At 71.5% G+C, this 12,688-nt stretch carries 15 protein-coding genes and 1 tRNA gene; 5 read left to right on the top strand and 11 right to left on the bottom strand.

Annotated elements, in window-relative coordinates; genetic code table 11:
* Positions 1 to 84 precede the first annotated feature (84 nt).
* Together QQX10_RS10560 and QQX10_RS10555 are read left to right on the top strand one after the other, a co-directional pair.
* Positions 85 to 1,011, top strand: a complete 927-nt coding sequence (locus QQX10_RS10560; protein ID WP_301120694.1) for a site-specific integrase — start codon at positions 85 to 87, stop codon at positions 1,009 to 1,011.
* An 89-nt stretch (positions 1,012 to 1,100) separates the two neighbouring features.
* Positions 1,101 to 2,876: a hypothetical protein gene (locus QQX10_RS10555; RefSeq protein ID WP_301144554.1), complete on the top strand. Its 1,776-nt coding sequence runs from the start codon at positions 1,101 to 1,103 to the stop codon at positions 2,874 to 2,876.
* Positions 2,877 to 3,092: 216 nt separating this feature from the next.
* Here QQX10_RS10555 and QQX10_RS10550 read toward each other — a convergent pair.
* The 4 genes from QQX10_RS10550 to QQX10_RS10535 form a co-directional block, all read right to left on the bottom strand.
* Positions 3,093 to 3,165 (bottom strand) — tRNA-Lys (locus tag QQX10_RS10550).
* Entirely contained in the window at positions 3,128 to 3,622 is a 495-nt protein-coding gene (locus QQX10_RS13650; RefSeq protein WP_367281276.1) for a VanZ family protein, read from the bottom strand. The genes QQX10_RS10550 and QQX10_RS13650 overlap by 38 nt, the downstream gene beginning before the upstream one ends.
* A gap of 165 nt (positions 3,623 to 3,787) precedes the next feature.
* Complete coding sequence (locus QQX10_RS10540) at positions 3,788 to 4,696, bottom strand: phosphotransferase (RefSeq protein WP_301120688.1); 909 nt, start codon at positions 4,694 to 4,696, stop codon at positions 3,788 to 3,790.
* Positions 4,693 to 5,295 carry a Pr6Pr family membrane protein gene (locus QQX10_RS10535; RefSeq protein WP_301120686.1) on the bottom strand — a complete coding sequence of 201 codons (603 nt, stop codon included), beginning with the start codon at positions 5,293 to 5,295 and terminating at the stop codon, positions 4,693 to 4,695. Before QQX10_RS10535 ends, QQX10_RS10540 begins: the two co-directional genes overlap by 4 nt.
* A 267-nt stretch (positions 5,296 to 5,562) precedes the next feature.
* On the opposite strand from QQX10_RS10535, the gene QQX10_RS10530 reads away from it, so the two are divergent.
* Entirely contained in the window at positions 5,563 to 5,811 is a 249-nt protein-coding gene (locus tag QQX10_RS10530; RefSeq protein ID WP_301120684.1) for a hypothetical protein, read from the top strand.
* A 25-nt stretch (positions 5,812 to 5,836) separates the two neighbouring features.
* Here the strand turns inward: QQX10_RS10530 and QQX10_RS10525 are convergent, their stop codons facing one another.
* From QQX10_RS10525 to QQX10_RS10495, 7 genes are read right to left on the bottom strand one after another with little or no spacing between them, the layout of a single operon-like run.
* On the bottom strand, positions 5,837 to 6,148 hold the full coding sequence (locus tag QQX10_RS10525) for an AzlD domain-containing protein (RefSeq protein WP_301120682.1): 312 nt from the start codon (positions 6,146 to 6,148) through the stop codon (positions 5,837 to 5,839).
* Positions 6,145 to 6,912 carry an AzlC family ABC transporter permease gene (locus QQX10_RS10520; RefSeq protein ID WP_301120680.1) on the bottom strand — a complete coding sequence of 256 codons (768 nt, stop codon included), beginning with the start codon at positions 6,910 to 6,912 and terminating at the stop codon, positions 6,145 to 6,147. The genes QQX10_RS10525 and QQX10_RS10520 overlap by 4 nt, the downstream gene beginning before the upstream one ends.
* Positions 6,913 to 6,949: 37 nt before the next feature.
* On the bottom strand, positions 6,950 to 7,324 hold the full coding sequence (locus QQX10_RS10515; protein WP_301120678.1) for a DUF2218 domain-containing protein: 375 nt from the start codon (positions 7,322 to 7,324) through the stop codon (positions 6,950 to 6,952).
* Between the two features lie 14 nt (positions 7,325 to 7,338).
* Positions 7,339 to 8,097 carry an iron ABC transporter ATP-binding protein gene (locus QQX10_RS10510; protein ID WP_301120676.1) on the bottom strand — a complete coding sequence of 253 codons (759 nt, stop codon included), beginning with the start codon at positions 8,095 to 8,097 and terminating at the stop codon, positions 7,339 to 7,341.
* Positions 8,094 to 9,158, bottom strand: coding sequence for an iron chelate uptake ABC transporter family permease subunit (locus QQX10_RS10505; RefSeq protein WP_301120674.1), 1,065 nt, complete (start codon positions 9,156 to 9,158; stop codon positions 8,094 to 8,096). The genes QQX10_RS10510 and QQX10_RS10505 overlap by 4 nt, the downstream gene beginning before the upstream one ends.
* Complete coding sequence (locus tag QQX10_RS10500) at positions 9,145 to 10,131, bottom strand: ABC transporter permease (RefSeq protein WP_301120671.1); 987 nt, start codon at positions 10,129 to 10,131, stop codon at positions 9,145 to 9,147. The genes QQX10_RS10505 and QQX10_RS10500 overlap by 14 nt, the downstream gene beginning before the upstream one ends.
* The gene (locus QQX10_RS10495; RefSeq protein ID WP_301120669.1) at positions 10,128 to 11,111 is read right to left on the bottom strand and encodes a siderophore ABC transporter substrate-binding protein; all 984 of its coding nucleotides are present in this window, start codon (positions 11,109 to 11,111) and stop codon (positions 10,128 to 10,130) included. The genes QQX10_RS10500 and QQX10_RS10495 overlap by 4 nt, the downstream gene beginning before the upstream one ends.
* 343 nt (positions 11,112 to 11,454) lie before the next feature.
* Between QQX10_RS10495 and msrB the strand changes: the two genes are divergently transcribed.
* Both msrB and QQX10_RS10485 read left to right on the top strand, forming a co-directional pair.
* Positions 11,455 to 11,865, top strand: a complete 411-nt coding sequence (msrB, locus tag QQX10_RS10490; RefSeq protein ID WP_301120667.1) for a peptide-methionine (R)-S-oxide reductase MsrB — start codon at positions 11,455 to 11,457, stop codon at positions 11,863 to 11,865.
* Positions 11,865 to 12,494, top strand: coding sequence for a hypothetical protein (locus QQX10_RS10485; protein ID WP_367281274.1), 630 nt, complete (start codon positions 11,865 to 11,867; stop codon positions 12,492 to 12,494). Before msrB ends, QQX10_RS10485 begins: the two co-directional genes overlap by 1 nt.
* Positions 12,495 to 12,688: the final 194 nt, after the last annotated feature.

The following is a 12,688-nucleotide window of genomic DNA, read 5'->3' as shown; positions in this document are numbered from 1 at the left end:
CTCTCGGGCGGCGCTTCGCCCGATATGGACAGTTCGGACATTCCGCTCGATGCTGGTTCCACCCATCAGCGATCGGAGGCCCTCGTGGCTCAGTTCATCGGCGCACACGGCAGCGAGATCCCTGCTGCCCAGTGGGCGGAGATCGAGACCTTCGTGTGCGCAGCGATCACCGACATGCACTTCGACCGCACCCACGACGCGAAGAATTACTTCACCGCCGCGACGCGCCTGGCCCATTGGGCCTTCTTCGAAGCGGGGCTCGAGCTCGAGCGCGAGGTCATCTTCCACCCCGAGGTGATTGCGACGTTCATCTCCCAGGGATGCGATGACCTCAAGCCGTCCTCGCGGGGCTCGTATCGCTCGCGGGCTCTTCAGATGACGGACAAGTTCTTCCCTGGGCTTCGCGGCAACGTCAAGAACCAGGCTCTTGAAGACTTCGACAACGCCCCCGAGCCCTACACCGACCAGGAGGTGATCGAGCTCCGCCACTGGGCCGGCAACCAGGGCACCCGATACCGCTCCGTCAACATGACCCTGATGCTGGCGTTGGGAATCGGCGCGGGCCTGTCCAACAGCGAGATCGCGGCGGTCACCGCCGGCGACGTGCAGGTCGACGACCACGGCGTCGTGATCCGCGTCCGCGGCGACCGCCCGCGCGAGGTCCCCGTGCTGGCTGAGTGGGAGTCGGAGATCGCTCAGCTCGCTCGGGCAGCGATGCGCCCCACGTTGCATCTGATCTGTCCCCGCCGCAGGGTCCTCAACAACCCCAGCCTGATCGCCGCGCTGATCCTGGATGGATCCACGCCGCCGGTGACGGTCACGGTCCAGCGCATGCGCTCGACCTGGATCGTGGGTCACCTCAATGCCCGCGTGCCCCGCGACGTGGTCGCCCGGGCGGCCGGGATCAAGCGCACGGAGGGCCTCAGCCGCTACGACAAGTTCCTCGCCCCGACCGACACGTCCAGCGCCCGCACCCTTCTTCGCGACGGAAGCGAGGGCACCGCCGCGTGATCTCCAAGCCCCTGATTCGACGCTGCGACGCCTCCGACGGCATTGTCGGCCTCCTGCGCGCGACCTCTGAGGAGAACCTCAACGGCACCATGCGCAAGGCCGGCGTTGACATCGCCGACCACTACTACGAGCGCGCGGCGCAGTACCTCGAGTGGGTCGGGGCGATCCGCGACATCGACGCTTGGGTGGCGGAGGACAAGCAGGCCAACGTCAAGGGCCCCGGAGGTGCGCCCGAGTTCCTGCCCGACCGCGCGGTTCTCATCACCACGCTCGCATGTGCGTTCGCGCATGCGCCTACCTCGTACACACAGATCACCTACGCGCTCACCGCGCCCGCCATGACGCGCCACCTGCGGAAGATCCTGGGCCTGCCGATGTCGAAGAACCGCGCACTTGATCAGCGGCTCAACGCGACTCGCCGGGGTATGCACCGGTCGACGATCGGACGCCACGCGGCCCAGATCGCCGCCACCTTCGACCCCCGCGTCTACCCCACGGATCGTGGCTACACCGATGAGGAGCTCAAGTTGATCGACGATGCACGTGACGCCGCTGACGAGGCCAAGCGTCAGAACCGAGCCGACGACCTGGCTCACCGCATGCTCACCACCGCCTGGAAGATGCTTCCCGCGGAGGTCCAGGACAGCTGGGCGGGTGGGATCACCTTCGACGCGACCCCGATTCGCATCTACGGCCAGAAGGGTCACTACGACCGACGACGCAAGGTCGAAGGAGCGAACAGTCCCGAGGCCAACGCTGGCATTTATGACAAGACCCCCGACAAGCGCGACGCCGCGGCGCAGCCGGGCGCGACGCTCAGCAAGAACCGCAAGTTCGCCGCCGAGGCGCACCTCGGCCGCAACACCAGTCCGGGCGTCGGCATCGACTTCCCAGCACAGGTCGCGGCCCTGCGCCTGGAGCGCCCCGGCGTCGCGCCCGGACACAATGCCCACGGCGCGCTCCAGGGCATCCCGCGGGCCGGCATGCCGGTCGGCCTCTTGACCGTCGACCGCGGCTACTCCCAGCAGACCGAAGACAACTTCGCTGGCCCGATGCGTGCCCTCGGCTATGGCCTCGTCATGGACTATCGCGACGATGCCCTCGGGATCCAGGAGACCTTCAAGGGCTGCCTGCTGATCGATGGTTGGTGGTACGGGCCCTGCATCCCCGAGAAGCTCAAGTGGATCTCCGTCGAGTGGCGCGCCGGACGCCTCGACGACGACACCTATCACCGCCAGATCCAGGAGCGGATGAAGTACGCACTCCGCTTCAAGGAGACCAAGCGCGGTGACATGGTCTTCGTGTTCCGTTGCCCGGGCCGCGGCCACGGCCGCACGCTCGACTGCGCACACGTCGCGGAATTCGGATCGGCGCAGCCACCGCTGCCCGCCGGGCGTAAGAAGCTGCCGCTCGCGGTCAAGCGTCCCAAGCAGGCGCTGGAGGTGTGCAAGCTCAAGCAGAGCATCTCTATCCCCGCCGATCTGGGCTTGCGGTTCCGCCAGGACATCCCCTACCGGAGCCCCGAGTGGTACGCCGCGTACACGGGTCCGCGCAACGAGATCGAGTCGGAGAACAAGCGCCTCAAGAAGGCCACGGGTGCGGCGATTGACGAGGTCGCCCACCGACAGTTCCGCGGCTGGGGCAAGCAGCTCCTCGCGATCATGTGCAAGATCGTCGCCGCCAACCTCGACAGCATCCGCGATTGGGCCGACTCAGATCCGACCAACGGCGACCCGAACGAGAAGCAGCAGACTCGACGCGGCCGCAAGCCCAAGTACACGGGCTTCTCCAAGTACGGGACCGAACCAGGCGACGCACCGTTGCGCACTCCAGGACGCCGCCCACCCGAGAAGCGCGCGGCGTAGCCGTCGCTCAGCGTCCACGTCACACCCCGACAGGGCCCCGCCAACAGGCGAGGGCCCTACTCGGCGTTCCTGACCGGTTTCAGAATGCCTGGCTCCCCGGCATAGTTGTGCGTTCCCGGACGCCACGATCGCCTGCCGGCAATAGGGGTCCGCCTGGAGCCCTGTGGCTCGCAGTTATGCAACAGATTTGGCCAAGTTCTGCACGTTTCCCCCGCGTGGGCCCCGTGGGGCTCGAACCCACGACCTACGGATTAAAAGTCCGCTGCTCTACCAGCTGAGCTAGAGGCCCGGCCCCCATCGTAGCGACGGCGCCGCACCGCGTTCGCGACCCCGATGACCACCGCCGCGACCACCGCGCCGCCGAACGCGCCGAGGGTGTTGAGCAGCACGTCGTCGATGTCCGCGACCCGTCCCAGCGCGAGCTGGGCGATCTCGATCGCGGCGGAGAGCATGCCGGACACGACCGTGGCGACCATCACCCGCAGCACCACGGTGAGCCGGCGCATGAGCGCCACCAGCACCGCCCCGAGCGGCGCGAACATCGCGAGGTTGCCGATCAGGTTGAGCCACGCGATCCGCGAGTCCGACCGGAGCGCCCGCTCGATCTCCTGGAAAAGGGTGAGGTTCACGGAGGAGGTGCCGGAGTTCGAGAACGACGTCGAGGCCCCGACCGTCAGGAAGGCGATCCCGGCGAGGCAGGCGACCAGCGCGCCCCACAGCAGCACCCGTGCCCCCGCGCCGCGCATCGTCCCGAGGACGGAGACCAGGACCACGAGCACCAGCGCGACGAACGCGTACGGACTCGCGGCCTCGGCGGCCTCGGGCACGGTCAGGAACATGCTCCCCCTCCAGGTGTCAGCAGACGTAACGCCCGGATGGCCGCGGTTGTGCCCGCGCCCTCCGCAGCACGCCTAGACGACCAGGCCCAGCTCGGCGAAGCCGCGCCAGGCCATCATCACATTGAGCGGGCGGTCGAGCACGGCCCACGAGGCGCACTTGGTGACGGCGATGCCGCGCAGCCGGGCGTCGAGGCCCGGATCATCGCAGGACGATGCGTCACGGTAGGCGGCGACCGCCGTCGCGACACCCGCGGCCGAGGCCGCGGTGTAGAGGAAGCTGAGGTCGACGGCGCGCTCGCAGCGTGCCATCTTGCCCCAGTCGATGATCCCGCCGAACTCCCCGTCGAGGGAGAGCAGGTTGGATCCGTGCGGATCCGCGTGCGACCAGACCTCCTCGGTCGGCCCGGGCGCCGCGACCGCCTCGCGCCAGATCTCCCGCGCGCCGGCGACGGACAGCCGCTCTCCCGACGGGCCCTCCGCCTCGGTCAGCAGGTCGAGCGCCCACTCGAGGTTCTCGACCCGCGCCTCGAGCGGGATCGACTGCTCCGGGTTGACCCACGCCTCCGTCGGCGCCGGCACGTGCACCTGGGCGAGGGCGGCGCCCACGGCGCCCGCCGCATCGTCCCGCAGCGGCGAGACGTCCGCGGTGCCGCCCGGCAGCCACGACACCACGGCCCACGGCCACGGGTAGTCGCCCTGCGGGCCGCCGGTCGCGACCACCCGCGGATGCGCGAACGTCCACCCGGCTCCCACGGTCGTGAGCAGGTGGTTCTCGCGCTCGAGCGGCCCCACGGCCCCCGCGACTCGCGGCAGGCGCAGCGCGAGCTCGGGACCGACGCGGAAGACCACCATGTCCCAGCCGTCGAAGCGCTCGCCCACCTCGAGGTCGGCGAGCTCCGGCAGCTGGGCGGCGAGCAGCTCGTGCGCGAGCGCTCGCGAGATCGCCGGGTGCGCGGGCGGCGGGCCGGAGTCGCGGATCATGCGGGCACCAGGGCGCGCCAGCGCGTGGCGCGCATGTACAGCGCGCCCAGGGCCAGCCCCGCGACGACGATCCCCCCGACCACCATCGCGATCGCCGCGTACCCGTTCGCCGGATCCAGGAAGGGATACGGGAACCACCCGTCCGTCGCCCCGCGCACCAGCGTGACCGCGACCCAGAGCAGGGGATACGCCATCACCCAGGGCAGCAGGCCCCACGGCAGCGGCCGTCGCGGCCCGTCGACCAGCCAGTCCGCGACCAGCGCGACCCCGGACAGCCCGTGGACCACCAGGTTGGTCCACGCCCAGGGCTCGTCGTCGGTGGGGAGCAGCAGCGTCCAGTAGACGGTGACCACGATGGTCAGCGTCACCGCGGCCGTCAGCCGGAGCAGCTCGACCCACTCGGGCCGCTCCCGTCCGACGTATCGCGCCGCGATCGCCAGCGCCGCGACGCCGATCAGGTTGTTCTGGATGGTGAAGTACCCGAAGAAGTTCCACGGCACGAAGCTGCCGTCCGCGATGCCCTGCCAGGCCAGCCGGCCCACGGCCAGCAGCATGAGCGCGGCGACCAGGGCACGTGCGACGGCGAGGGTGCGGACCATGGCGCGACGCTAGCAGTCGGGCGCCGCGCATGCCGGTCGAGCGCACCTGGGCGCGAAATAGGACGTATGCCCCTGATGGCGGCGTGATTCACGCGATGGAATGGATGTCACCAGAGCGACAGCATCCAGTCGTGACAGATCGCGCGCCGCTCCGGTACCGCCACAAGCGGGCTGGGGTGGAGTGTCAGGCACTGCAAAGGAGCAGGCGATGAGCACCCATGCCCACACGTCCTGCACGGAGATCCGCACAGCCCAGGGGAGGCGAACGTGACCGCGACCGAGCTCCACACCGAGGCCGCGCTCCGGCGCGCCGCATCCTGCCTGAACGAACGCGACGCCGACCTGCTGATCGGCTACGTCCGCGGCGAGACCGAGGCCCAGCTCGCGAGCCGGCTCGGCTACCGCTCCGAGGGAGCGGTGCGCCTGCGCCTCAACCGCCTGCGCTGGTACGTCGCGGCGGCCTTCCCCGGCGACGAGGACGTGCGCGACCTGGTGACGGCGACGCACGCCCCCTGAACGGACCCACCGCGGGCGCCGGGGCCTACAGCCCCGCGAGCAGCAGCGCCGCGAACGCGACGGCGCCGGCGGCCATCGCGACGCCGGAGGTGCGCCGCCACACGGCGACCCCGATCGCGACCAGCGCGGCCAGGTGCCACGCCCCGAAGCCCCGCCAGGCGCCCTCGTCGAGCAGCAGCGCGTTCGCGACGATCGCGGCCATCGCGGCCGGTCCCACCAGGCTCAGCCCCTTGGCGATCCGCGGCGGCAGCTCGCGGTCGCGCAGCAGCAGGACGCCGGACAGCCGGATCGCGAAGGTGCCGATCCCGGCGGCGAGGAAGATCAGGAACGCGGTCATTCGCCGGCCGCCGCGTCGTGCGCCAGCCCGTCATCGGGGTGGTGCGGGTCGGGTCGTCTGCGATCGGGGACGAACGCGCCGGCCGCGATGCCCGCCAGCGAGCCGAGCAGCACGTTGAGCCCGTAGGGCAGGTCCTTCGCCACCACCACGGTCACGGCCGCCACGGCGACCGCCACGAGCGCGGGGGCCCCGTGCAGCCCCGGCACCAGCACGGAGATGAACATGAGGGGCACGATGAACCCGATCTGCCACGCATCCGGGATCACCGGCCCGAGCGTCACCCCGGCGGCCGTGCCGATCAGCCACACGCCCACGAACGTCGACTCCGCGCCGTGGACGAACCGCCGTCGCCGCACCGGATCCGGATAGCGCTCGTGGTGCTGCAGGGTGATGACCGCCGACTGGTCCGTCATCAGATACGACAGCCACAGCTTCCAGCGGGTCGGGAACGGCGCGAAGATCGGCGCCATCGCGGCGGACCACAGCGCGAAGCGCGCGTTGATCACCACCGCCGTGATGACCGCGATGACCGCGGGCGCGTTCGCGCGCAGCGCCTCGAGGATCGCGATCTGGCTCGCGCCCGCCTGCACCATCACGGACCCCATGAACCCCGTGACCGGGTCGATCCCGACCACGCGGACCAGTGCGCCGAACGCGAGCCCGAACAGCACCGCGCCCGGCATCAGGGTCGCCACCGCCCGGGCGCCCGCCCAGAAGTCGCGGCGCGCCGAGGGGATCTCGGCGGCGGAGGCGGAGGCGGTCACACAGGCGAGTGTGGCACCTCAGTGTGGCGCCAAGGTTTCAGGAACCGGCAGCCGCCTCGGCCTCGGCGGCAGCCTTCCGCGCGGCGACGAACGCCTCCCGGGCGGCCTTCGCCGCCGCGGCGAGCTCCGCATCGTCCCACTCCGTGCTGACGCCGTCCTTCTGCGCGAACCGGTCGAGGTGCGACCCGACCACGCCCATGACGCGATGCACGTCGGCGTCCTCGGCGCCGGAGACGGCGATCTCGAGCGACCCGGGGGTCGCGGTCAGGCGCGCGATCGCGGTGCCGAGGACGATGCGGCCGTCGCCGCCCTCGTACGTCGCGTCGAGCTTGTTGCCCAGGTGCGAGCACAGCTGCTTGAGGTAGCGCTCGGGGCGGTCGGTGGGGAAGCGGCCGGTGGTGCTGAGGGTCATGGGGACTCCGTTCGTCATCGGTAGTAGGCGGCGATCCGGTCGCCGTCGAGGTGGTGGACCCGGAAGGGGGCGCCGTACACATCGGACAACGCCTCCTCGGTGATCACTTCTTCCGGGGTGCCGTCGCGGACCACGCGTCCGTCGCGCATCGCGATGATGCGGTCGGAGTGGACCGAGGCGTAGTTGATGTCGTGCAGCACCAGCACCACGGAGGTGCCGTGCTCGTCCGACAGCGTGCGCAGCAGCTGCATGAGCGCGGTCGCGTGGACCAGGTCCAGGCTGTTGAGCGGCTCGTCGAGCAGCAGGTAGCGCGTGTCCTGCGCGAGGACCATGGCGACGTACGCCCGCTGGCGCTGGCCCCCCGACAGCTCGTGGAGGCCGCGCCGGTCGAGGTCCGCGAGGTCGCACCGCGCGAGCGCCGCGTCGACCGCGGCGTGGCAGGCCGGCGTGAGCCGGCCCTTCGAATGCGGGTGGCGCCCGAGCTCCACCAGCTCCCGCACGGTGATCCGAGCCGGTGTGTGGGAGTCCTGCCGCAGGATCGCCAGCCGGCGCGCGACCTCCCGCGAGGGCGCCCGGTGGACGTCGAGGCCGTCGAGGTCGACCGTGCCCGCGTCGACGCCGAGCAGCCGGCTGACCATCGACAGCAGCGTCGACTTCCCGGCGCCGTTGGGGCCGATGATCGACGTCACGCCCGCGCTCGGGAGCTCGAGCGAGACGCCGTCGACCACCAGGTGGTCGTCGTAGGACTTGGTGAGCGAGTCGAGGGTGATCACCGGCGGGACTCCTTGATCAGCATGGCGATGAAGACGACCCCGCCCACCAGGGAGATGAGCGAGCCGAGCGTGCCGTTGAAGGCGAGGACGTGCTGCAGCAGCGCCTGGCCCAGCACCAGGGCGACCGCCGCGACCAGCATCGCGACCAGCAGGTTCGCGCCATGCCGGTGGGTGCCCGTGAGGCGGTAGGCGAGGTTCGCGACCAGCAGGCCCAGGAACGTGACCGGGCCCACGAGCGCGGTCGAGACGGAGACCAGCACGGCGACCAGCGCCATCGCGAGCATGACCGTGCGCCGGTGATCGAGCCCGACCCCGATCGCGCCGTCGCGTCCGAGGGCGAGCACGTCGAGGCGGCGTGCCATCGCGAACGCCCCCGCGACCGCGGCCGTCAGCACCACCGCGCCCACCGCGAGCAGCGTGGTGTCGATCGAGGTGAAGCTCGCGAACAGGTCGGCCATCAGCACGTCGAAGGCGTTGGGGTCCATCACGCGGAACAGGAAGCCGCTGATGGAGCTGAACAGCGTCCCGGCGATCACGCCGGCGAGCACGGTGGTGTAGAGCCCTCGCGTCCCGTCGCCGATCACCGCGCGGAACAGCAGCAGCGACGCGCCCAGCATCACTCCCGTGTTGAGCGCGAACAGCGCGAGCGGAGGCATGGCGAGCGCGGTGGCGGCGCCGGTGCTCCACACGATCAGCGTCGCGACCAGCACGTACAGCGAGTCGAAGCCCATGATCGAGGGCGTGAGGATCCGCGACGCCGTCACGGTCTGGAACACCACCGTCGCGACCGCGACCGCCGCGCCCACGATCACCAGCGCGGCCAGGGTCTCGAGTCGCCGGGGCAGCGCGAAGTCCCAGTGCCCGTCGACCCCCCACGTCAGCAGCAGCGCGGCCGCGCCGAGCGTCGCGAGGGTCAGCGCGAGGACGACTCGGCGCACGCGGGCCGCTCCCGGCGGCGTGCGCCGGACCCTCGGGGGGGACGATGCGGTGGTCGCCGGGGCTGCGGGCGCCGCGGTGACCACCGCATCGTCCCGCGACAGCGTCGCGTCAGGCGCGTGCAAAGCGGTTCCCCTTCCTGAGGATCAGCGCGAGCAGCACCCCGGCGCCCAGGACGCCGACCACGGAGCTCACCGGGATCTCGTACGGGTGGATGACGAGGCGCCCGATCAGGTCGCACGCGAGCACGAGCGCCGCGCCGCCGAGCGCGGTCACCGGCAGCGCCCGTCGCAGGTTGTCCCCCACCAGCAGCGTCACCACGTTCGGCACGATCAGCCCGAGGAACGGGATCGCGCCGACGGTGACCACCACCACCGCGGTGGCGAAGGAGGCGACGCCGAGCCCGGCGGCGAGCGTCGCGCGATACGGCAGCCCCACGCTGGTCGCGATCTCGCGACCCATGCCGGCCGCGGTGAGGTGGTGGGCCATCAGGTAGGCGGCCGCGGCGGCGGCGCCGGCGAGCCACAGGGTCTCGTAGCGCCCCTCGATGACCCCCGAGAAGTCGCCGTTCATCCACACCTGCACGGTCTGGGTGAGGTTCGCGCGGTACGCGATCATCTCGGTGGTCGCGCGGAAGATGCCGCCGAGCACGAGCCCCAGCAGCGGCACCATGATCATCTCGCGCAGCCGCAGGCGCTCGACCAGCAGCAGGAACAGAGCCGTCCCCGCGAACGCGAACACCAGCGCGATCCCGATCTTCGCCATCACCGAGGCGCCGGCGAAGAGCAGCACCGCGACCAGGACGCCCAGGCCCGCGGCGTCGATGGTGCCGGCCGTGGTGGGCGCGACGTAGCGGTTCCGGGTGAGCGCCTGCATGATGAGGCCGGCGACGGCCATCGCGGCGCCCGCGAGGATCACCGCGGCGGTGCGCGGGATCCGGCTCACCGTGACCAGCCGCAGCTGCTCGGGATCGGTGAGCACGGCGCCCCAGTCGAGGGTGGCGGCGCCCACGGCGAGCGAGGCGACCGCCAGCAGCGCGACGACCGCCGCCGCCACCCCGAGGGTGACGGCGGCGGTGCGGCCGCGGAGCGAGGTCACGAGGCGACCAGCGCCCCGATCTCCTCGCTGATGCCGTCGAGGGCCGTGAGACCGCCGAACGCGAGGTACCACTTCTGGGTGTCGACGTAGGCGATCGCGTCGTTCTGCGCGGCCGAGGTGCCGTTCACCAGCGCGTTGTCGAGCAGCGCCTGGGCGCTCTCGCCCTCGGCGCCGATCGCGGCGTCGCGGTCGAGCACGATCAGCATGTCCGCGTCGGTCTCGGCGAGGAACTCGTAGGAGATCGCGTCGCCGTGGGAGTCGATCGCCACCTGCTCGGCCGCCGGGGTGATCCCGAACAGTCCGTAGACGAAGTCGAAGCGGCCCTCCTCGGACGGCCCGAACGCGTTGATCTTGCCGCCCGTGGTGAGCACCACCAGTCCGGTGCCGGCGCTCGCCGCGTCCTCCGCGATGGCGGCCGCGTCGGCCTCGAAGCCCGCGACCGCCGCGGTGGCGGCGCCTTCAAGGCCCAGGATCGTGTCGAGCGCCTCGGCGTTGCGCTCGAGGGTCGCGAGGAACGCGTCGGTGCCCCACTCGAAGCTCAGGTCGACGGTCGGGGCGATCTGCTCCATCTCCTCGAGCGTCGCGGAGGAACGGCCGCCGACGATGATGAGGTCCGGCTCGGCCGCGTTGACGGCCTCGTAGTCGGGCTCGAACAGCGTGCCCGCGTTCTCGGTGCTCTCGGCGTAGCCGGCGAGGTAGTCCGGGATGCCCTGGTGGGGGATCGCCACCACACGGTCGCCCTCGCCCAGCGCGTCGATCGTGTCGAGGATGCCGTGCTCGAAGACGACGATCCGCTGCGGGTCCGCGGGGAGGGTCACGTCGCCGGTGGCGGTGGTGACGGTGATCTCGGTGGGCGCGGAGGCGGCCTCGGCGGCGGGGGACGATGCGGTGGGCTCGGTGGCGGCCGCGCCTGCACAGGCGCTGAGCCCGAGGGCTGCCACGGCGAGCACGAGCGCGCGCGGAAGGCGTGCGACGGTCATGGTTCTCCTTCTATGGTGGGCCGCGCGGGGCGGCTCCGACGACGTTGCAATGAGGTGAGGCTTGCCTAACCTCGTGGGCCCGGATTAACGCTACACAGGCGTTGCTAAAAAACCAAACAGATTCCCGATCCGGGGAACAAACCGGGCCGCCCCGGCGTCTTTATCCATGCACCCACCACGGCGAGAGCCGCATGGGACGTCAAGGTGAGAGCACGTGGCGTCCGACCTCCTCCCCCCCTCGGAGGTCGGGCGCCTCGTGTCTGACCAGGCATGAGGCCGGGAGCCGTCCGGCGCGCGATTCGGGAGCGCGCCGCGCGTACCCTGTCCTGGGAAGGAGTCCCCCATGACGCAGCACAGGATCGTGAAGACCGACGCCGAGTGGCGCGCGCAGCTCACCGACATGGAGTTCGCGGTGCTCCGCGAGGCCGCCACCGAACGCCCGTGGACCGGAGAGCTCATCGACGAGAAGCGCGACGGCGTGTTCCGCTGCCGCGCCTGCGGCGCGCAGCTGTTCAGCTCGGGCACCAAGTTCGACAGCCACTGCGGGTGGCCCAGCTTCTACGACGCCGACCCCGAGGCCGTCACCCTCCACGAGGACCTCACGCACGGCATGGTGCGCACCGAGGTGCGCTGCGCCGCATGCGACTCGCACCTGGGCCACGTGTTCCCCGACGCGCCGCAGACGCCGACCGGGGACCGCTTCTGCATCAACTCCGTGTCGCTGACCTTCGACCAGGCGGGCGAGTCCGCCTAGTGGCCGAGCCCCGCTTCCGCCGCCCCGCCATGCTGGACATGGAGATGGCCGACCAGCTCGAGGGCGACATCGACCCCGCCGACCGCGGGCTGATCGCCCACGAGACCGCCGCCGCGATCGTCGCGCAGGCCCGCGAGTCCGGCGACCCGGAGCTGGTCGCGCGCCTGGTGCGCCTGGTCGATGAGGAGGGCATCGACACCGTCGCGATGATGTGGGCCAAGGCCGGGGAGCACACGCTGCCCGGCGCGCTGTGGCGGATCTACATGATCCGCGAGTGGGTCAAGCACGATGCCGGCGCGGTCGCCCGCTCGTACCACCACGGCGTCAACGCCGCTCACGTGCGCCACGCCATCGCCGGCGTCGAGGACCCGCCCGGGCCGTCCGAGGTGCAGGCGCTCGCGGACGCCGTGCTGTCGGGCGTCTTCAGCGGCGACCTCGCGGTCGCGCTCGAGCGGGCCGGGGCGTTCTGCCGCGTGGTCGCGACGGGCGCCGCCTTCGAGGCGCAGTCCGACGAGGGCCACGCCGACCGCCGCGCCCACGCCACCACGCTGCGCGCCGCCCAGCTGCTGCGCACCGGCGAGGACCTCGAGCGCTGCGCCGCGATGTGGCGCGAGGGCCGCCTGGACTGAAGCCGCGCATCGTCCCGCGCCGCCCCTCCCTCCCTCCCTCCCCCCTCCCCCTCCACGGACAGTCCGCACGGAATCGGTCCCGGGTCGGCGGCGTGTCGGGGCGGATCCGGGCCGCGCTTTCGGCGTGTCGTCCCCGATTCCGTGCCCACTGTCCAGGGGTGGGCAGGTGGGGCGGTTGTTCCCGGTTCCGCAGG

This window comes from Demequina lignilytica (genome assembly GCF_030418305.1).
Taxonomy (GTDB): domain Bacteria; phylum Actinomycetota; class Actinomycetes; order Actinomycetales; family Demequinaceae; genus Demequina; species Demequina lignilytica.
Note: the sequence above shows the minus strand (reverse complement) of the source record. Positions and strands in the feature narration are given on the sequence as shown.